This window comes from Brevibacillus borstelensis (genome assembly GCF_037834415.1).
GTDB classification, from domain to species: domain Bacteria; phylum Bacillota; class Bacilli; order Brevibacillales; family Brevibacillaceae; genus Brevibacillus; species Brevibacillus borstelensis_A.
The window spans coordinates 265,356-284,187 of the sequence record NZ_JAUMSJ010000003.1 but is presented as its reverse complement, the minus strand read 5'-3'; the positions used below and the strand labels follow the sequence as shown (position 1 = coordinate 284,187).

The window sequence follows — 18,832 nt, the reverse complement described above, 5'->3', positions numbered from 1 at the left end:
ACGCCTGTTTTTTTGGAGGGGCCTCCACCCATAGAGAAGCTCGCTCGTTTTCTAGTCAGTTTTCCTCAGACAAAAGTAAGGGTACGTCATCATCAATGCCGTTAAAAAGAGAAGGACGGCCGCGTACGCAGGGAGTAAATGTAGAGAGTCCGTGTACCCTACTGCGAGATGAATGCCGATCCCAGCCGCGAATCCAGGCAAACCTCCCAGAAACAGCGTCCACCAGACCCAGGACTCTCCCTGCCGAAATCCCCATAAGCTGATCAGCAGCACCGCAATGCCAACAGAAAACAGCGCACCGCCAAATCCGGCCCGATCATGGGCGATCACGGGGATCAGCTTCTCATTATACGTCTGCAAAACCTCAGGGCTCGCACATAAAAATACCAGATCCTGCGGGACAAATACGTTGGTAATGCCGATGATCGAGATAATCAGTCCCGCTCCGGCCAACCCGCAACCGATGATGACGAAGAAAAATTGTCCCCAGAGGGATCGGCGCCAGTCCCGGTCATTTTTTACTTGCGCAGGCAACGGGGCGAGCTGATTGTTCGCTGGCTGTTTTACAGCGAGTAGGAAAAACGGGAACAGCAACAGAGATAAGACGGCGTGCAGGATGTCAAAATAGCCGTAGCCAATGTACAGAAAGAAACTGAGAAAGCCAATAACGCCCGAAACGAGCAAGACCTGCTTTGCCCAATGAAGCTTTTGCCGAAGGCCAAACCGGCATAATTGGCAGTAAATGACGCCAATAGAGATCATCGTTCCGGCCAGACTGACCCGGTCATGGGACATGAACGGAAGGATTTGCGGATTTAAAGCTTGTAGCTCGGATGCCTTCATGCCCAGGAAGGCTTCATCATAGGGGAGGACAACACTGGTCAAGGCTACCAGAAGTGCGAGCAGTCCCCCAGCCACCATGCCACTCCCCAGGAGCAGGCCAGGGAACCATCCGAAGAATCTTCTGGGCGATTGAGTGCTCGGGCCGGTAGATGTGTTCGATTGGAAAGAGTGCCTGTCAATGGGCGCTTTTCCTGTGTGAAGAGAATGGTTTTTTTGCCAAACAGCTTCATTAATCCGCTTTGGCAGACCCGGACCGGAATAAACAAGTCCGCTGTGCAGCTGTACGAAGTCGGCACCTGCTTGATAGAAGTCAAGAGCATCTCCTGGCTCGATGACGCCGCCTGATCCGATAATGACCAGTTCAGGGTGCTTTTTCCGAATCCACTGAACCATCTGAAGGCTCGCATGCTTCGTCATTCCACCTGTCAATCGTCCTGTAGCCAGCTCGTTCTCCCGTTCCTTTTCTGTGTCCATCGGCATCGATCCGGAAGCCCTGTCACAAGCAGCGGACGCAGCGATTCCACCGGCAACCATTACCCCGGCTATTCCCGCACGTAGCGCTGGCAAAAGCAAATGCTCAGACATGTCCTGGGACAGATCCGGTGTGAGAACGAGAAGGAGAGGCACGTCTGTTGCCTCTGCGAGCATGGCAAGATGTATCTCCCATTCATCCTCATCCCACTCGTTTTCCCATGTTTGCTGACGCGTATCGAGCGTAAAAAAGCGGCAGTAAGGCGACAGCCGTTCAATCATTTCCAAGCGCTCCCGGGCAGCTTCACGAGGAGAGGACCCGGGCGCGAATGACAGCCGGCAAGCCAATGGAAGCGAGAGACGCCCGCAGCGCTCAAGCTGCTTGACCAGCTGCTTGATGCCCCTGTTTGCCAGCGGAGAGAGGTACGATATGGTCTCATCTGGCAGCAGCCGCTCGATGTTTCCAAAGTCATCCACTGGGTCGCGGGTAACAGGGCCCAGCTCTACATAGCCAAAGCCAAATTGTGAAAGGGCGCACAATGCCCGAGTGTCCGGGTCAAGTCCGGCGCCCAGACCGAGCGGAGCAGGAAAGGAGATGCCCCAATGCTGGCTTGAAAGCTCGGCGGGTGGCTCCATATGTCCCATCATTTGGATCAGAAAGGGGCCGCCCGGACATTTTGCCAGCGTACCGATTGCATTCAATGTCAAGCGGCGAGCCTGTTCGGCAGGCAGTCTGAACAACAGTGGACGAAACATCGTATGATACGACCAATCCGGCATAAACGGTTTCCTCCAACGATTTCCACTTTTCTTTATCATAGCAGATAAGAAATCTGCGCAAAACTTAATTTGGCCGAGCATGCCCGGCCTTTTCGTCAAGAAAAAAACCGACTCGTGAAGAGCCGGCTGTTTATCATTTTGTCGTCATCCAGAAATGGCCGTCTGACGTTTTACGACCTTGACTGTTTTCAATGTCTCGTCCTCTGGTCCTTGAACAGGGAGGCCGACGCGAATGTTCTCCTTGATGTAGGAGATGTTATCCTCCGTAATGACTTCGCCGGGCAAAAAGATCGGAATGCCGGGCGGGTAAACCATGATAAACTCCGTGATCACTCGTCCGGCCGCTTCTACCAGGGAGACCGTCTCTGTCTCGGCGTAGAAGGCATCGCGGGGAGTCATGGACAGGACAGGTATTTTCGGCAGCGAAATGGTCGGCTTTTCGTCCGCCTGCACGTGAGCGAACTCCACCGAAAGCTCACGCAGCGCACTTACCAGGGTGAGAATCGATTCCTCCGTGTCGCCAGCTGTCACAAAGCAGAGGACATTGTATAAATCGCTCATTTCGACTTCGATGTTGTACTTCGAGCGGAGCCAGTTCTCCACTTCCCAGCCGGTTATGCCCAAATCCCGAACGTGAATCAACAGCTTGGTCGGGTCCATGGCAAAGGTTGCGGGCGTGCCGAGAATCTCCCGACCGATGCAGTGAATCCGCGGGATTTCGTTAATCAGTTCCCTCGCTCTATTTGCCATCTGCATCGCTTGCTCTACCATCATCCTGCCGTTGACGGCCAAGTGCTGGCGGGCCATGTCCAGCGAGGCGAGCAAGATGTATGAGGTCGACGTCGTTGTGAGCATGCTCATGACGGTCTTTACCCGATCGACATCGACCAGTCCTTCCCGGACATTCAGGATAGAAGTCTGGGTCAACGATCCCCCCAGCTTGTGCACGCTGGTCGCTGCCATATCGGCGCCTGCCTGCATCGCGGAAATCGGCAGATCTTCGTGAAAGTGAATATGGACACCGTGCGCTTCATCCACCAGGACGGGAATCTCGTAGTTGTGTGCCGTACGCACGATTTCCCTAAGGTCTCCCGCAAAGCCAAAATAAGTCGGGTTGATGACGAGGAGAGCTGCCGCATCGGGATGCTGCTCCAACGCTTTTTGAACCGCTTTTACAGTAATCCCGTGGGATATACCCAAACGTTCGTCCATAACAGGATGGATAAAAATAGGCGTTGCCCCGGCAAAGATAATGGCTGCCATGACTGATTTATGAACGTTTCGCGGGACGATAATTTTGTCACCCGGGTTGCAAGTAGCCATGATCATCGCCATGATGGCGCCGCTCGTTCCCTGAACGGAAAAAAAGGTATGGTCCGCTCCGAAGGCTTCGGCAGCCAGATCCTGCGCTTCTTTGATCATTGCCTTGGGGTGGTGCAAATCATCCAGAGGCGCAATGTTGATGAGGTCAATCGAGAGAGCGTTGTCTCCGATAAATTCTCGGAATGTCGGGTGCATGCCCATGCCCTTTTTATGACCAGGGATGTGAAATTGAATAGGATTCCTTCGGGCGTGCTCCAACAACCCGCTGAATAGAGGAGTACTCATTTGTCTCATACGATCGCCTCACTTTGCAAAAAGAGTAAAAGGGTAAAAAACAAACAAATTGAGTATAGCAAAAAGGGTGGGGAAAGCAAGTTCATTTTTTGGATAATTGTCATTGGCGGCAGGAGTTCACTTCTCCTGCCGAGAAGTGAGTGAGAGAGGTGAAGCCTATGAAAACAAGAGTGACAGAGCTGCTGCAAATCGAATATCCGGTCGTGCAAGGCGGGCTGGCTTACCTGGCTTATGCCGAGCTGGCAGCTGCCGTCTCCAATGCCGGCGGTCTGGGGCAGGTAACAGCCATGTCTCTTCCCTCACCGGAAGCGTTGCGGGAAGAAATTCAGAAAACCAAATCCCTTACCGATAAGCCGTTTGGCGTGAATTTTGCCATAGGACAGCATGGGCGGCCATATGAACACATGCTGGATACGGCATTGGAAGAGGGGGTCCCGGTTATTTCCGTCACTGGAGGAAACCCCGAGCCGCTGATCCGCAGAACAGAAGGCCTCCATGTGAAAAAGCTTGTGCTGGTCGGCTCCGTCCGCCAAGCGCAAAAGGCCGAATCGATTGGGGCGGATGCCGTCATGGCAGTAGGGCAGGAGGGGGGCGGACACTTGGGAAGAGATGACATCGGCACGTTTGTCCTCATCCCCCGCGTTGTCGATTCCGTCCGTATCCCGGTGCTTGCCAGCGGCGGAATCGGAGACGGCCGAGGCATCCTGGCAGCTCTCGCTTTGGGGGCCGATGGCGTGGAAATGGGGACGCGCTTTATCGCGACAAAAGAGTGCATCCACGCGCATCCCGCCTACAAGAATGCCTTGATAAAAGGGACGGAGCATGACACCAGGGTGATCAAACGGACATTGGGGGCCCCTGCGAGGGTAGTCAGAACGCCGGGTTCCGAGCACATATTGGAAATGGAAGCAAAAGGCTTCGGCTATGAGCAATTGAAGCCGTATATCAGCGGCGAGCGAAACCGCTTGTTTATCCACAAAGGAAACGAGCAGGAAGGCTTCGGATGGGCTGGACAAGTAATCGGATTGATCGAAGATGTCCCGAGCGTTCAAGAATTGTTTGACCGAATGTTTCAAGAAGCGGAAGAAAAGCTGACTCTTCTGAACAAAAGTGCAGGTCGTTCCTAGTGGTTTCTTCTAGTGTTCCCGGCTGCGCCGGATTATGTGTCGGAAAAGCAAAAGAACAGGAAACCGCTTTTCGAAAGAAAGCGGACCTGTTCTTCTGCATATACCTAAACTAACTCCTCAGCGAGCGAGCCCAGTCGCACGCAGCTTGCTCAAATTATACAGCTTGGTCAGGATGGCAAACGCAGCCTCCAGTCGTTTGAGCAGTTTATCTCCATCCGCAAGTACAGGATCATGGCGGTCTATATTGATGCCGCACAGAATCTCTGCTTTTTTCACGCGCTGCAGCCTGTCGATCAGCTGCAGGACACCATCTCGTCCCAGGACCGCTTGAGGCGTGCTTTGCGGCTGCATGTGATCGGGCGACCAGCGAAAGTCGTCAGGCACCGTATCGAGAATTTCCTCCAGGTGTTCCTTCATGGCAAGGCCGATCTCCTCCTTGAAGGGAGATTCGTAAATCACGGCATACCAGACAAACAGATGAGTCCCCCACAAGCCAGCTTGAAAATGAGGGTGCTTCTTGTATCCCCGTTTGTCGCCAGCCCAGGCTACCCATGTATCGTTCGGAGGATTCACTGTTCTGCGTGCATGCTTGGCCACGTGGTAAAACATTTCTTCGCCGGTAGCCATAGACAGAGACGGGGAGAAATGCTGTCCAAGCAGCTCTAGTTTGGGGCGGATCAGGCTTTTGATTCCCTCCATTCTGGCATCCAGGCCATCAATGGCAAACACATCAAAATCGTTTTGATCAAAACCGGTAAAAGATATTGTCATCATTGCCACCTCTCGTCAGACGATGCGTATTTTGAGCCCGCGTGGAAACGGGCGGATCTCTTTGTCAAAGGAGCTCAGAATCCCCCATATAATAACATAAGATACCAGGAAAAAACATGTAGCGAAACGAATAGCAAAAGCAAAAGCAGAATAATATGATATACCACTCACTCCCGTAAGCAGCATTATTTACTGAGTATTCTGTGAATGGGAGGGATCCGATGCAAGACGGGAATGAACTGGAGTACTGCAATCTGTCTGTCTGGTTTGACCGGGAAACCTTGCATGCGATGCTGCAGCTTCTGGTGAATGCAGGAGCAACCGTCACATGGAAGGAAGACAAGGAACAATTTCTCTTGCTAGTCTGTACCCAGGACGGTACATCTGAATGGAGGCTTCAACGAGTCAACGGTGTTTACAAATGGCAACAGCCCGATTGTTCCGTCAGCGACACCCGGATCGCCCTTGTTCTTTACCGTTTTATCCAGAGGGCGAAAGGACATGTGATCGTGAAAATGTTCCATGGCAGCGGGCTGCTCGTGAAGCACATTCGGTATGGAGAAGCCGTCAGAATCGTGGAGATAAAAGGAGCTGAGAAAAAAGTGATCTACGAAAAAGCTTGCAGTGTAACCATGGATCAGGTGATTGCCGCTCTAAAACGACGCGACGCAGAGGAACGCATACCGGTTTTGCGATTGGAATTGGATTATGAGCTGGCTACTCTGTACGATGCTTTGCATGCCAAGGATAAGGCCCAAATTCGCAGATCGACCGAACGACTGAAGCAGCTCCGCAGGGAAATGCTGCTGTTGGAAGCGTAAGGCATGACGGTAAAGAAGTGTATGTAAGGGCTGCGGGGCGATTACTCGAAAGCATGCGTGCATGCATGAGTGGAGGAAAGAGCAAAGGCGATGAAAGTTGCACACGTGAATAGGGAATGAAATAGCGGCATCTCAAATCGAGAGTGTCGCTTTTTTTGGTTTTCGCTTGCGCCAAATCATTTATCCGAATGTCCCTCTTTTCATTTGAATTGGCACAGGCAACGGATGTACAATAGAGTAGGATTTTTGGCCCCCTTGCGCCACCAGAAAGGAAGAAAATGTTACATGGAAGATCTCCTATCGCTCGCTGAAAACACGCCATTCTTGCTTTTGACTGTTCTCGCAGTCATCCTCTTGCTGTTTTTGCTCCTGATCATGCAGTCGATTCGGATCAACCGTCTTCGCAAATCGTTGAATCGATTGTTGAGCGGCACGAACGGAGCCAATCTGGAGGAGGGGATGCATCGCCTCTTCGACGAGCTGGATGATGTAAAGAAACGGCAAGCGGACCAGCAGTTTTTGCTGAATCGCTTGTCCCAGCGCATTGCCGGACAGTGCGGAAATGTCGGGATTGTCCGCTACAACGCTTTCGAAGACATCGGCAATGACCTCAGCTTTTCCCTGGCCATCATAGACGATTCCCAAAATGGCGTAGTCGTTACCAGCATCTTCAGCCGAATGGAGTCCCGTGTCTACGCAAAGCCAATTGAACAAGGCAACTCGCCTTATCACTTGTCGGAGGAAGAACAGACAGCGATCAGAAAAGCAATGAATCAAATGGCTGGAACCCCTTCCTGATTCGTAGATAAAACGGAGAAATTAGCAAGTATCCGGCAGAATCGGTGAGTTCTTTTTGTGTCAGGATAAAATTCAACCGATATTCGGCTTTTTTGCGAAAATTCATCCGCTTTTCACTCAAGACTTTTTTTCGCCGCTGTAGTATAATAAAGGAGTCAAGGTTGGCTTTAAATACGAAAAGTAGGTGATCCGCCTTCAATACCCAAATCGATTTTCGATTCGCGGGGCAAGGCCAGGTTCTACAACGTTCCTTCGTTGACACCTAGCGTATCTCCTCATTTGGCAACCGTTATCGTCCCAACGATCCAGGTAAACCAACAGAATTGAGGAGATATTTATGGCACAGCGTTTAGCAACTAATTACGCCAAGGCCTATTTTACGATGAACGAAGAAGAGTTGAACCGATTCGTCTCTCTCTTCACCAATGAACACATTTCTGTCGAAGTGAAAATTTGCAAAAACGGCGATCGCGACGTTTTGTTGACGGACAAGAGCGGTGCGATTCAATTGACATTCCACCGCTTGGGCAACCGGTATTCCTGTGAAAGCTCCTACCTCATTAGAGACATGCATCTGGCAAACGCTATGCGGAAAGCAATGAAAACGTTTCGAGGCCACGGGATTGTCCATCGGATTTACGACGGATTTACAGTCGTCTATCACTATGACGACGGCTCTGTTGTAAGCATCCAGGAGGTATCCGGCGACGAAAAAGTGTCCATTTTTGAAAATACCGCTCCTCATGCGGCAAAGGAACTGGAAGAGTTGTTCCGGCAAATGGGAAGCGAGTGCGAGATAGACTCGATCCGGCAAGAGACGGATAGATGGCTGGACTTGCGCAACTGGGCAAAGCATGCCGCCCCGGAAAAGCTTGGCATGATCGACATTCGTTTGTGCGAGCTGTCGAGTCGTTTGTTTGAACTGGAAGCCTGACAAAATCACATTTTTCCACATGAAATGGGTGCATCCGCGCCCGTTTTTTGTTTTCCACGTTTTTCTTTTGTAAAAGGTATTGTCAACTAGGCCGAAGCATGGTATGTTTGTTTTCGTTGGAAACAGGATTAGGAACCAGGATTCACTTTAAAGGGTGGATAACAAGAGGGAAACCGCCCCCGTTAGTGAATGACGCAGGTCCTAGCGATGTTTAACATTACACTTGCTAGGAAGGGGGAACCGAAAGATGGAATACTCGACTTTCGGAAGACACGTTGCCGTTGACACATGGGGAGTTCAGTTTGACTTGTTGAACGACGCAGAATTTTTGAAGAAGGAAATGATTGAAGCAGCTGAAAGCTGTGGCGCCACTGTTTTGAGTGTGCAGGCCAAGCAGTTTTCTCCTCAAGGGGCTACCGTTCTGGTTCTTCTCTCGGAAAGCCATCTGTCTATTCATACCTACCCGGAGCGCGGATTTGCGGCTCTGGATTGCTACACCTGCGGTGAAACCGTAGACCCGCAAGTTGCCATTGATTACCTGGTTTCTGTATTGCAACCGGAAAAAGTATTCGCGAAGAAACTGGTTCGCGGTACAGGCGAACTGCAAGTGGTTGAACCGGAAATGAATCCGGCACAGGTGGCAAGCAAGTAACGTTTGGAAAAAGCCAAGAGGTGCGGAAATATGTCCGCACCTCTTTTGTGTCGAAAATCCGCCCGGATTTAACGGAACGGCGCGGTAACCGTACGACCGACGTCACGCAGCAAAACGGTAAAATCGTTAGCGGCGTTTGCCAGATTTCCGGCTACCGTATTGGGACCGGAGGTTAGGGTGTTCGTGGTGTTCGTCAGGCCGTTCGTGACGGTGTTGCGGATGTTTTGAACCCTGCTGAACATGTTGTCATCTGAGGTGACGCGGATGTTAAGATTGGGTGCGGCAGCCCGCGCAGCAGAGTGAACCTGACGTTCGATGACTTGCCTTTGCTGCATATCTTGAGCGCCAAAACGGGTTCTAACGCCGATAATGCAATCGTTCCCGTACACGGCTGCTGTTGCTCCTTCTACGCCGGGAACATTGTCTGCAGATCTCGCCAAACGCTCTGCGACATCTCGGTTAAATCCTTGGGCTTGAAAGCCGTTTTGATAATTGTTGGCACCGTAGTTGTTCGCGGTGCCGTTGTTTGGCTGCGCATTGTTTTGCAGGGCAGCGGGACGCTGATATGCCAGATTGTTTGTTTGGGTACCTTTATTTTGATCCGTACCTGCATTAGCGCAGCCTGACACGGCTGCCAGAACCATTACGCCAACAAGAGAATACGCCCATTTATTCATTGGGGTGCCACCTCCTTCGGTTAGTATGAGCACGCTCCACACTCGATACTCAGGAAGGGGTTGGATGTTAAAACACCCCATTGTGCCGATTTTCCCAACCTGTTAATATGGAAAGTACGCATACTAGAGGAGGTTTACATGAAGCGTCTTGACATACGCAACATCGCAATTATTGCCCACGTCGACCATGGCAAAACGACATTGGTGGACAAACTGTTGATTCAATCCGGTACATTCCGCAGCAACCAGCAGGTTGAAGAGCGGATGATGGACTCCAACGATCTGGAGCGGGAGCGCGGAATTACGATTTTGGCAAAGACCACTTCTGTAAAGTACAACGAGTACACCATCAACATTCTCGATACCCCTGGGCACGCCGACTTTGGCGGAGAGGTAGAGCGGATCATGAGTATGGTGGACGGCGTTTTGCTCATCGTCGATGCTTTTGAAGGGTGCATGCCGCAGACTCGCTTTGTTCTGAAAAAAGCGCTGGAAGCAAAAGTAACGCCGATCGTCGTGGTCAATAAAGTGGACCGTGATAATGCGAGACCGCAGGAAGTCATCAACGAAGTTTACGACCTCTTTATTGATCTCGACGCAACCGAGGATCAGCTGGAGTTCCCGATTGTATATGCATCCGGCCTGCAAGGGATCGCGGGCATGGAGCCGGACAAACTGGAAGGAAACCTGCGCCCGCTGTTTGACACGATCGTAGAGCACATTCCAGCTCCGGAAGCCAACTCCGGGGAACCATTGCAAATGCAAGTGACGATGCTGGACTACAATGACTTCCTGGGACGGATCGGGATCGGCCGTATTTACCGCGGCGTGCTCAACGTAAACGACACCGTCGCACTGGTGAAACGGGACGGTTCGATCAAGCGGATGAGGGTGCAAAAGCTGTTTGGTTTCTCCGGCTTGCAGCGTGTTGAGCAAAAAACCGCCAAAGCTGGCGATATCGTCGCCCTCGCAGGTCTGGAGGACATTAACGTAGGGGAGACTGTTTGCCATACCGATCATCCGGACCCGCTGCCGCTTCTCAAAATCGATGAACCGACCCTGCAAATGACATTCCTCGTCAACAACAGCCCATTTGCAGGACGCGAAGGCAAGCACGTCACATCCCGCAAATTGCGTGACCGCCTGATGGCCGAGCTGGAGACGGACGTATCGCTTCGCGTAGACGAAACGGATTCTCCAGACGCGTTTATCGTATCTGGCCGCGGGGAGCTTCATCTCTCCATTCTTGTCGAGAACATGCGCCGTGAGGGCTTTGAGCTGGGTGTATCCAAGCCAGAAGTTATTGTGCGAGAAATCGACGGGCAAAAGATGGAGCCTGCCGAGCGGCTGATCATTGACGTGCCGGAAGAATACACGGGTGCCGTCATGGAGACACTTGGCCAACGCAAAGCTGAAATGGTGAACATGATTAATAACGGCTTCGGCCAGGTCCGTCTGGAGTTTATTATTCCGTCCCGGGGGCTGATCGGTTACCGGACAGAGTTTTTGACCATCACGCGCGGTTACGGAATCATGAACCACTCCTTCGACAGCTACCGTCCGCTCGTAGCGGGCAGCGTCGGCGGACGGCATGCCGGCGTGCTCATTTCCAACGAAACAGGAACAGCTACCACCTACGGCCTCATGTCAGTAGAAGACCGCGGGATCATGTTTATCCAGCCGGGGACCGAAGTGTACGAGGGCATGATCGTTGGAGAGCACAACCGCGACAACGATTTGACCGTGAACGTCTGCAAGGAAAAACATGCAACCAACGTTCGTTCTGCTACGAAGGACGACACGGTCAAAATGAAAACGCCTCGTTTGCTGACTTTGGAGGAGGCGCTAGAGTACTTGAACGACGACGAGTTGTGCGAGGTTACTCCTCAATCTGTTCGCTTGCGCAAAAAGTACCTGACCAAGTCGGAGCGCGAGCGATATGAAAAACAAAAACGATATATCCAGGCTTAAATCGGGCGGATCGTTCTGATCAAGGCCACACAAAGAAGCGGGCTGGGACTTGATCCTAACCCGCTTCTTTCTTTTACCATATATGTTACCGTCTTGAAATAAAATGGCCGTACAGGTACAACGGCAATAAGACGAGAAAGGTGCCGCCCATGACGAGCTGTTGGACAAACGGAGAATTCCATGAAATGAGCTGCGTGTGCACAAATGTGGCCACAAGATGCATACAGGCAAGGAATATTGCGTAGATGAACGTTTCTTTGAAAATGAACCGCACGAATTTGCCCAGTCTGACCATCGGTTTCAAACTGAGGATATTGAACGTGAGCGATGTGAGCTCAAAGCTCAGGATGCCGATGGCGACTCCGGCAATGCTGAACCCGCTTATTCCAATCAAATAAAAATTAAGAATGCTCGATACGATTGTCGCCAATATAAGTCCGATCAGCGGCTTTTTCTTTTCATCCATCGTCCAGAGAATCGTTGTCGAAAGGTCCCTCATACTGGCCAAAAGCGAGGCCAGTGACAGGTACTGAATGCTGACGGCCAGCGAGCCATCTCCGACGATGAGAACAGAGATCGTCTCGGAGTAAGTTGCCAAAAAAAAGGAGGCCGCCCCTCCCCACAGCAGAGCAGCAAGAAAGGCAATCTTCACCTTGTTCATAAAACCGGCAGTGTCAAGTGTATCCCAGGCGATCGTGAGTCTGGGCAGTATAATATGGCAGAGCGAACCAATGATGAATGTAGGGACAAACACAATTGACACTGCCATTCCAAAAAATTCTCCGTATATTTTGGTCGCTTCTTGCACGGAAAAGCCTGCGTGGACAAGTCGATTTGGAACGAGCAAGGATTCGATAAATTCTGCAGCGGGCAAAATGATTCGAGTACCCATGATGGCCAAGGACGACATGAAAAAGACGGACAGAGAGGGAGGGACCGTCTGTTGGAACTGTTTTTTTGAAGAAGAGGAGAGTAATGGAACTAGTAAAAATAAAAAAGCGCAGAAGGCCCCGATAACGGCTCCGAAAATCACTCCCCCTACAGCTTCCGAAAGCTCCTTCTGGATGAGAAAGCCTGCCAGCAATACCATGGCAAATACACGGACGGTCTGTTCGATCAATTCAGATAAAGCAATGTATCCATAGTGCTGAAGTCCCTGTAGAAACCCCCTCATCAGACTCAGCACCGGAACGATCAGAATCGCTGGTGTACACAGTTGAATGGGCCTGACCAGTTCGGAGTCGCCAAACAGGTCGGCGATTTGCGGAGCAAAAAGATAGGTCAGCAATCCCAAGGCGCTTCCGAGAACGACCAAAATAACGAGGGAGAAATGGAATAACTGCTTTCCGGCCTCCGTATTTTTGGCGGTCGCAAGCGACAAGGCCGAAGCAAATCCGCCCGTTACCACTGTTATCAATAAACCGTAGAACGTATAGGCCATCTGGTATAATCCGATGCCCTCTGAACCCAGAATCCGAAGCAAGAGCATGCGGCCCAATGCCCCGATCAGTTTTACCGCGCTCAGCGAACCGGACCTTAGCAGGAAATCTTTTAAAATGGGAGGTGAATACATGGAAACGCCCTCTTTTTCCCGGCTTTTTTCACCATTTTATGAAAGAGGGCGGACAACTATGTGCTGGCTGCCGACACACTAATCCCGGATTCGAAATAAAAGGAACTTGGTATTTTTATCCCACCCCAAATCCCATGGAACATGGTATCGGTCGGCTGTATGAGAATTCACCAATACATATCTTTTGATATCCCGAGCCGTTACCACTGAAAAGTGGTCAACATCACCGTTCATTTCATAACCGATGACATCCCCCGGCTGCAATAAGGCTAATGCGGATTGAGGAAATTTCTTCGTCGGCTTTGCCACCTCATCGTAGGCCCCGCGGGCAATCAACGTTCCGTAACCGCTGTGAATTAAAAAATTCTTGAAAGAATCGGTGCGTACCCAGGCAACGGTACCGCCTTGATTGTATTTGTATCTCCATCCATGCTTCATCGGAAGGCCGCCGCCCTCCTCCTTGTCGCCGAGGACCTGGGATGTAAAATTGGTGCAGTCTCCGCCTTGGTACGTGTAGTCGATATATTTTTGGTTGTATCGCTGGCTGCGTCCCGGCTTGTTGGCGAGACCCGCGTATTTTTCTGCGTATTGCACGGCTTTGGCCCGGTTGTATTTTTGCCGTCGACTTTGGCTGGACAAGGCAAGATACTCCGTGTCATCCTGCTGAACGAGCTGCAGGGGCTTGGAAGCAGGAATAAGACTGGAGTTCTCGTTAAGAGGGTCAAGGTACCATTCCTTCAGAACATGCCATTTGCCGTCTTGTTTTTTCAAGGTTAAGACGTGCCTCGTGCCAATACCCATGGAATGCAGCTCTTGCGTTGGATACCGATAGGTAAGCTGAAGAGAGTGAACAAGGGATACGCGGGCGGTATTGCCATTTTGTCTTACCCGGATAATCCGAATCTCGCCGGACGAATGCACGAACTTTACGTTCCTTGCTTTCGCCCAATCATTAATGTAAACCGCTCTATTCTTTTCATGCTCAAAGGATAGCCTGCTCAATTTGTTGGCAGGCAGGTAAAAGGGTTGCACATGTTCATGCTGTTGATCCACGAGCAGTTGAATGCGGGCGTTGTACAACTGATGGAGAAACCGCTTCACTTCTTCTGTCTGGTCATCCTGGGCGAAAGCTCGGTTATGGATAAGCAAGAACGAGGAAAAGAGAAATAGTAGCTGCCAAAACCTTTTCAAGGACGTTTCCTCCCACGGCTCTCAATACAATGTTTTTGCTGGCATTCCGATATATTGTTCCCATTTCCCTGAAATTCATCGTGGATAAATTGTATGTTTTGTCTCATATTCGGAACAGCTTCCCGCCTGGTCATGGCATCAGGATACGAGGGATTGTTGAAATGGTCGTTGCAAGCCTGTTTCCGAACCAGTGGAGTCGGTTATTTGTGGAAGGTTCTGTCAAACGACTGCACGAATCGCGCCGACTGCCAACCGTTGGCACAAAAAACCACGGGAATCATGTTCCCGTGGTTGCTGTAACTGCTTCTTTATTTGAGATACTGTTCGATCACCCCGGCCAATTCTTCCGGCTTCACCTGAGGATGGAAGCGTTTGACGACATTGCCTTCGCGGTCGACCAGAAATTTGGCAAAATTCCATTCGATTTCCTGATTCTCCTCGTTCGGGGCATGATCCTTCAAATACTTGTACAGAGGATGAGCGTTCGGGCCGTTTACTTCGATCTTGGCAAACAGGGGGAAGGTTACGCCGTAATTTCGGTCACAAAAGGCTGAAATTTCTTCCTCGGTCCCAGGCTCTTGAGCGCCGAATTGATTGCAGGGAAAACCGAGCACGACCAAACCGCTGTCGCGATAGCGTTCATATAGTTCCTGGAGTCCTTTATACTGTGGAGTCAGACCGCAAGCACTGGCAGTGTTGACGATCAAGAAAAGGTTGCCTTTATACTTGGCCAGCGTCGTTTCCTCATTCGCAATGGTAGTGACCGGAATATCGTAAATACGCAAGGATTCCACCTCTTTCAAAGAGTTGTGATCCCGTCCACTATACCATGTCCCAGGTGATGATTTCCAGCTTGTCGGCTAAAGCAACTGTTTGACAATCGTCATCTCCACTTCCGACAAGATGATCTGCTGAACCGATTCCGTCCCTTTCCGCGCTGTGCTTTGCAGAATGCGTACCACTCCCTCCGGGTTTTGGGCAATGATTGTGCGGATCTCTCCGTTGCCGCTTTTTCTGCGAGAGTCGTGCATGACCGAATAGTCGAAGCGCTCCTGCAAAAAGTGCAGGCTTGCCTGTACCTGTGCGTGCTTCAAGCTGATCCCTCCCGACCGCTTCTTTCTACTGAAGGTATGAAAAAACCAGGACGAGAATGCATGTCAGCTCTTTGTTCGTATCCGCCGTATTTTGACAGGTTCCAGCGCAACTGATAAAGTGATAAGGATGGGAATGTATCTGGAAGCGCGAGCGAAAAATCCGCGTTGTATGCTGAATCCAGATCAACATAAAGGCAATTCCATATAACCGGCCGTGTGGAACGCCGGATGCTAAACGAGAGAGAAAACGGGGAAGAGATCGCGTACTGGCGAGAGCTTCACCAAAGCGGCACAGCCGCCGGGCAGGAGGGTTAATGATGGAATGGTTTGAGTTTGCTTCTACCTATGCTCCTTCATCCACAGGGGAGCTGTCGGCTTATGAAAGCTTTCGGATGTGGGCTGACCATAACCGGGTCTGGATCATTTTTGTACAATTGATACTTGTCTACTATTTAGGATTTGCCACACGTGTGCGAATGCCTATATTGAAGACAGTTCTGCTTTACGTATCGCTTTTTGTCGGGGCGCTGATTTTCGGCATCCTGGATGTGCAGCTTCCCGTGAAAAGCGCGTTGCTCGTAGCGATTGCCATCCTGGTGATCGTAAAGGTGCGAATCAAGCCGGAAGGAAGCAGCAGAAAGTGAGGGAAAACGCGTGAAGCGTGAGGATGCATTGGCCAATTGGTTGCAGATCAGGCTCGTTGCGGATGCTCGCCCAGATGATCGCTCGGCTGCCGATACAGCGGCATTTTTTGAGGAAATGATCAGGGAGGACTACCAGGGAAGCGGCCTGGCCTATCAGGTAGTAGAAGACAGCTACGTGGTGTCGGTCCTGTTTAACCAAGAGAGGTTTGAGCGGCGATTTGATCGCGAGGAAGCCGAGTCGCTCCTGCGCGCGATCGAGATGGAACCGCGCTATAACGAATGACGTTTTACATAGGGAAAAAGGCTCCGTCCCAATCAGGACAAGGGGCCCTATTTTTTATTTCTGCAACCTTTCCGTGATTGCTCCCGTCAGTAAATTTGCCCAGGGCATTGAGGGAAAACATGGAAAGGGGAATTGCATCGATGAAGAAATACATGACCAGGCCCGTGCTGGCAGTTGTGGCTGCCGCTACGATCATTGGAGGCGTAACGCCACTGCTGGCCAATGCCAGTACTTCCGGAAGCAGCAGTGCGATCAAGGTTGTCATGAATGAGGAAGGCAAGCAAGTGACTCGCTACAATTTGAAAGAGCTGGCTGCAAACGACCCGGCTACACTGAATCTCTTGTTGAAAACGCAAGCGGATCATTTGTACATTGTTGTGGACAAACTGAATCTCGATGTAAAAATGCAAACGTACATTGAGCAAAATGAAGCAGAATGGAACCGGATTTACAATGAGTACTATTCTGACATTTACCTCGAAGTGCGCTTTAACGAAACAGACCAAGGCTTTGTCAGCCTAACCCCGGAGACAAAGGAAAGTACGACTTACCTGAAGGGGGAAGTGACGGACGAAGTAACCAAAGTTGTCGTGGTTAAGCCAAATGGCGACAGCATCGAAGTCGTGCCTTCCGCCAATGACACCTTCACGGTCAGCTTTGCAGCAGCAGTGAGTGCGACTCCGCAATACGCTACAGTCAAAGCTTACGTCAACGACAAGCTGGTCGAGACTCGCGAGGTGCGAATCAACGCGGGAACCGTCGTAGATTCCGATGTTCTCATTCATACTACGGCTGTTTTGGACAGCAAGAAGGGCGAGCTGAAAGTAAACGGGATTGTAAACCTTGAAGAAGGAAAAGTAGTCGTGACCTACGATGGCGAGAATAAAGGCGGCGGCGTGAAAAAGCTGTGGGATGGTACCGGGTCCTACTCTGTCACGCTGAAGGATGTGGAAGCTGACAAAGGGAAAGTGCTCGTCGAGGTATTCAAGGATGGCAAAAAGGTCGATTCGGAATCCGTGGATCTGCTCGTTGTCAACAAACCGGATAAACCGACCAAGCCTGAAACGCCGAAACCTGCTGCGTACACGATTACAGGAAAGGCCAAACTCGACGCCAAGGATAAGGAAATTGAAGTAGAAGGCAAAGTGACGGGCGTGGCCAAGAACAAAAAGGCAAAGCTCTATGTAATCGCTCCGGACGGTAAAAAGCACGAGGTAAAAGTGGACGACGACGGGGAATTTGAAGTCGAGCTCTCCTACAAAAACCGCTCTTACAGTGCCAAATCTGTTCATTTGGAGGTAGTCGTGGACGGCAAAGTCGCGGCACAGGCGGACATTCCTCATGGAACTCCGGTGAACGGGGACAAGAATGAAAAAGAGCAGAACAAGAAAGAAAAAGACAAAGACAAAAAACATCCAAACGGAAATGCTTATGGCTATTGGAAAAAGCATGGCCAAGACAATGACGACGATGATGACGATCGCGACGACGACTAAAGCGCTATTTTGATGCGTAGTCGCGGCGGTGAGGACTGTCTTGAGCCAACCGGACTTCGTTGAATTTGACTACGGCTGACGGTAGGTGGTTACGTAATCCATCAGTTGGCTGATATAGTCGCCAATGATCGGAATCGAGAGGAATTTGCTCAGGATGGAACCGAGTATAGCCAGAACGATGGCTGTTCCGATGGTCAGTCCCAGGCCCCGTGCCAGACCTGCAAGGAAATTGATCCAAAGCAGCTTGCGCGGGGCTGTATAATTTTGAATGACATCTGCCAGGCGGATATCCTCCAGGAACATAGCAATTTTGTCCATTCGCTCATTGAGCTTTCGCGCCTCCTGAATTTCGTCGAGGAGCTGGTCAATCTTTGACAACAGGCGGTCTGTAGGTGTTTGCGACATCTGGTTTCTCCTCCTGTCTTTTGTAGGCTTACCAGTTAAGTAACAGTTTAGGCAAAAAAAGGGGAAGAAGCAAGCGGGCGCGGAAAGGTTTGCCTATCCGATCCTTGACGGGTACAATAGACGTACAAAACTCTTCACAAGGAGGCTTCGGAATGGCTGAGACCGTTTCCCAAACGCTGTCCGAGGAATTGTTCGGGTTGCTGCAGCAGGAGCGTTTCATAACGCTGGGCACCATCGATCACGAGTCGGGGGCGCCCTCGCTCAGCTCGCTTTCCTGGACGCTTGCGGCATCGCCGCAAGTCATCCGGTTTGCGGTAGATAACCGTTCCCGCATCTTGGCCAATATCGCCAAACAACCTCAGGTCGTTTTGCACTTGATCGGCGCCGGCTCTTCATTTGCGATTAACGGAAAGGCGCAAGTGAAGTGCGAACGGATGGAGGAGGTACCGCTGAAGCTTGCGATGGTGGAGGTCACCATCGAGGCGGTGCGGGATGTCATGTTTTACGGCTCCCGAATTTCCGTGGAACCGCAATATGAAAAAACGTACGACAAAAATGCGGCGGCGAAGCTGGACAATCAGGTGATGACAGCACTGCGCAAAGAGAAGTAATAGAGAAAACGGGTGCAACAAAGAGGAAATATCTGTTGACAATCGCTCGATATTTCCGGTAGTATAAGGTTCA

19 protein-coding genes are annotated in these 18,832 nt (G+C 50.9%); 10 read left to right on the top strand and 9 right to left on the bottom strand.

The window, feature by feature from the left end:
• Positions 1–51: 51 nt before the first annotated feature.
• Both Q3F21_RS04980 and Q3F21_RS04975 read right to left on the bottom strand, forming a co-directional pair.
• Positions 52–2,094: a dihydroorotate dehydrogenase gene (locus Q3F21_RS04980; RefSeq protein WP_340250363.1), complete on the bottom strand. Its 2,043-nt coding sequence runs from the start codon at positions 2,092–2,094 to the stop codon at positions 52–54.
• Positions 2,095–2,238: 144 nt separating this feature from the next.
• The gene (locus Q3F21_RS04975; RefSeq protein ID WP_340250362.1) at positions 2,239–3,711 is read right to left on the bottom strand and encodes an aminotransferase class I/II-fold pyridoxal phosphate-dependent enzyme; all 1,473 of its coding nucleotides are present in this window, start codon (positions 3,709–3,711) and stop codon (positions 2,239–2,241) included.
• 158 nt (positions 3,712–3,869) lie between these two features.
• On the opposite strand from Q3F21_RS04975, the gene Q3F21_RS04970 reads away from it, so the two are divergent.
• The gene (locus tag Q3F21_RS04970) at positions 3,870–4,838 is read left to right on the top strand and encodes an NAD(P)H-dependent flavin oxidoreductase (protein WP_340250361.1); all 969 of its coding nucleotides are present in this window, start codon (positions 3,870–3,872) and stop codon (positions 4,836–4,838) included.
• Between the two features lie 117 nt (positions 4,839–4,955).
• Here the strand turns inward: Q3F21_RS04970 and Q3F21_RS04965 are convergent, their stop codons facing one another.
• A complete protein-coding gene (locus Q3F21_RS04965) occupies positions 4,956–5,609 on the bottom strand; it encodes a YktB family protein (protein ID WP_340250441.1) in 654 nt (217 codons plus the stop codon).
• A 221-nt stretch (positions 5,610–5,830) separates the two neighbouring features.
• Here Q3F21_RS04965 and Q3F21_RS04960 point away from each other — a divergent pair, with 221 nt between their 5' ends.
• The 4 genes from Q3F21_RS04960 (at position 5,831) to speD (ending at position 8,814) form a co-directional block, all read left to right on the top strand.
• On the top strand, positions 5,831–6,430 hold the full coding sequence (locus tag Q3F21_RS04960) for a hypothetical protein (RefSeq protein WP_340250360.1): 600 nt from the start codon (positions 5,831–5,833) through the stop codon (positions 6,428–6,430).
• Between the two features lie 285 nt (positions 6,431–6,715).
• Positions 6,716–7,228, top strand: a complete 513-nt coding sequence (locus Q3F21_RS04955; RefSeq protein WP_340250359.1) for a DUF4446 family protein — start codon at positions 6,716–6,718, stop codon at positions 7,226–7,228.
• 337 nt (positions 7,229–7,565) lie between these two features.
• A complete protein-coding gene (locus tag Q3F21_RS04950) occupies positions 7,566–8,162 on the top strand; it encodes a hypothetical protein (protein ID WP_340250358.1) in 597 nt (198 codons plus the stop codon).
• A 247-nt stretch (positions 8,163–8,409) separates the two neighbouring features.
• On the top strand, positions 8,410–8,814 hold the full coding sequence (speD, locus tag Q3F21_RS04945; RefSeq protein ID WP_340250357.1) for an adenosylmethionine decarboxylase: 405 nt from the start codon (positions 8,410–8,412) through the stop codon (positions 8,812–8,814).
• 68 nt (positions 8,815–8,882) lie between these two features.
• On the opposite strand, the gene Q3F21_RS04940 is transcribed toward speD, so the two are convergent.
• Complete coding sequence (locus Q3F21_RS04940; RefSeq protein ID WP_340250356.1) at positions 8,883–9,491, bottom strand: YhcN/YlaJ family sporulation lipoprotein; 609 nt, start codon at positions 9,489–9,491, stop codon at positions 8,883–8,885.
• A 138-nt stretch (positions 9,492–9,629) separates the two neighbouring features.
• Between Q3F21_RS04940 and typA the strand changes: the two genes are divergently transcribed.
• Entirely contained in the window at positions 9,630–11,462 is a 1,833-nt protein-coding gene (typA, locus tag Q3F21_RS04935; protein WP_340250355.1) for a translational GTPase TypA, read from the top strand.
• Between the two features lie 85 nt (positions 11,463–11,547).
• Here typA and Q3F21_RS04930 read toward each other — a convergent pair whose 3' ends face one another.
• From Q3F21_RS04930 to Q3F21_RS04915, 4 genes are all read right to left on the bottom strand, one after another.
• Positions 11,548–13,035, bottom strand: coding sequence for an oligosaccharide flippase family protein (locus Q3F21_RS04930; protein ID WP_340250354.1), 1,488 nt, complete (start codon positions 13,033–13,035; stop codon positions 11,548–11,550).
• Between the two features lie 78 nt (positions 13,036–13,113).
• Positions 13,114–14,226, bottom strand: coding sequence for an amidase domain-containing protein (locus Q3F21_RS04925; protein ID WP_340250353.1), 1,113 nt, complete (start codon positions 14,224–14,226; stop codon positions 13,114–13,116).
• Between the two features lie 308 nt (positions 14,227–14,534).
• Positions 14,535–15,011: a glutathione peroxidase gene (locus tag Q3F21_RS04920; protein WP_340250352.1), complete on the bottom strand. Its 477-nt coding sequence runs from the start codon at positions 15,009–15,011 to the stop codon at positions 14,535–14,537.
• Between the two features lie 75 nt (positions 15,012–15,086).
• Complete coding sequence (locus tag Q3F21_RS04915; protein ID WP_340250351.1) at positions 15,087–15,320, bottom strand: hypothetical protein; 234 nt, start codon at positions 15,318–15,320, stop codon at positions 15,087–15,089.
• Positions 15,321–15,637: 317 nt separating this feature from the next.
• Between Q3F21_RS04915 and Q3F21_RS04910 the strand changes: the two genes are divergently transcribed.
• The 3 genes from Q3F21_RS04910 to Q3F21_RS04900 all read left to right on the top strand — a co-directional run bounded on the left by Q3F21_RS04910 (position 15,638) and on the right by Q3F21_RS04900 (position 17,743).
• Positions 15,638–15,964, top strand: a complete 327-nt coding sequence (locus Q3F21_RS04910; RefSeq protein ID WP_340250350.1) for a YlaH-like family protein — start codon at positions 15,638–15,640, stop codon at positions 15,962–15,964.
• A gap of 10 nt (positions 15,965–15,974) precedes the next feature.
• Positions 15,975–16,247 carry a hypothetical protein gene (locus Q3F21_RS04905; protein WP_340250349.1) on the top strand — a complete coding sequence of 91 codons (273 nt, stop codon included), beginning with the start codon at positions 15,975–15,977 and terminating at the stop codon, positions 16,245–16,247.
• Positions 16,248–16,387: 140 nt separating this feature from the next.
• Entirely contained in the window at positions 16,388–17,743 is a 1,356-nt protein-coding gene (locus tag Q3F21_RS04900) for a hypothetical protein (RefSeq protein ID WP_340250348.1), read from the top strand.
• 69 nt (positions 17,744–17,812) lie between these two features.
• Here the strand turns inward: Q3F21_RS04900 and Q3F21_RS04895 are convergent, their stop codons facing one another.
• Positions 17,813–18,148: a DUF5665 domain-containing protein gene (locus Q3F21_RS04895; protein ID WP_340250347.1), complete on the bottom strand. Its 336-nt coding sequence runs from the start codon at positions 18,146–18,148 to the stop codon at positions 17,813–17,815.
• A gap of 152 nt (positions 18,149–18,300) precedes the next feature.
• Here Q3F21_RS04895 and Q3F21_RS04890 point away from each other — a divergent pair, with 152 nt between their 5' ends.
• On the top strand, positions 18,301–18,759 hold the full coding sequence (locus Q3F21_RS04890) for a pyridoxamine 5'-phosphate oxidase family protein (RefSeq protein WP_340250346.1): 459 nt from the start codon (positions 18,301–18,303) through the stop codon (positions 18,757–18,759).
• Positions 18,760–18,832 lie beyond the last annotated feature (73 nt).

What these genes read in the sequence shown, in the direction of transcription:
- Q3F21_RS04940 (WP_340250356.1), bottom strand. Translation starts at nt 9,491, where the DNA reads ATGAATAAATGGGCGTATTCTCTTGTTGGCGTAATGGTTCTGGCAGCC.
- speD (WP_340250357.1), top strand. Translation starts at nt 8,410, where the DNA reads ATGGAATACTCGACTTTCGGAAGACACGTTGCCGTTGACACATGGGGA.
- Q3F21_RS04955 (WP_340250359.1), top strand. Translation starts at nt 6,716, where the DNA reads ATGGAAGATCTCCTATCGCTCGCTGAAAACACGCCATTCTTGCTTTTG.
- Q3F21_RS04950 (WP_340250358.1), top strand. Translation starts at nt 7,566, where the DNA reads ATGGCACAGCGTTTAGCAACTAATTACGCCAAGGCCTATTTTACGATG.
- Q3F21_RS04930 (WP_340250354.1), bottom strand. Translation starts at nt 13,035, where the DNA reads ATGTATTCACCTCCCATTTTAAAAGATTTCCTGCTAAGGTCCGGTTCG.
- Q3F21_RS04895 (WP_340250347.1), bottom strand. Translation starts at nt 18,148, where the DNA reads ATGTCGCAAACACCTACAGACCGCCTGTTGTCAAAGATTGACCAGCTC.
- Q3F21_RS04900 (WP_340250348.1), top strand. Translation starts at nt 16,388, where the DNA reads ATGAAGAAATACATGACCAGGCCCGTGCTGGCAGTTGTGGCTGCCGCT.
- Q3F21_RS04960 (WP_340250360.1), top strand. Translation starts at nt 5,831, where the DNA reads ATGCAAGACGGGAATGAACTGGAGTACTGCAATCTGTCTGTCTGGTTT.
- Q3F21_RS04890 (WP_340250346.1), top strand. Translation starts at nt 18,301, where the DNA reads ATGGCTGAGACCGTTTCCCAAACGCTGTCCGAGGAATTGTTCGGGTTG.
- Q3F21_RS04975 (WP_340250362.1), bottom strand. Translation starts at nt 3,711, where the DNA reads ATGAGACAAATGAGTACTCCTCTATTCAGCGGGTTGTTGGAGCACGCC.
- Q3F21_RS04965 (WP_340250441.1), bottom strand. Translation starts at nt 5,609, where the DNA reads ATGACAATATCTTTTACCGGTTTTGATCAAAACGATTTTGATGTGTTT.
- Q3F21_RS04980 (WP_340250363.1), bottom strand. Translation starts at nt 2,094, where the DNA reads ATGCCGGATTGGTCGTATCATACGATGTTTCGTCCACTGTTGTTCAGA.
- typA (WP_340250355.1), top strand. Translation starts at nt 9,630, where the DNA reads ATGAAGCGTCTTGACATACGCAACATCGCAATTATTGCCCACGTCGAC.
- Q3F21_RS04910 (WP_340250350.1), top strand. Translation starts at nt 15,638, where the DNA reads ATGGAATGGTTTGAGTTTGCTTCTACCTATGCTCCTTCATCCACAGGG.
- Q3F21_RS04970 (WP_340250361.1), top strand. Translation starts at nt 3,870, where the DNA reads ATGAAAACAAGAGTGACAGAGCTGCTGCAAATCGAATATCCGGTCGTG.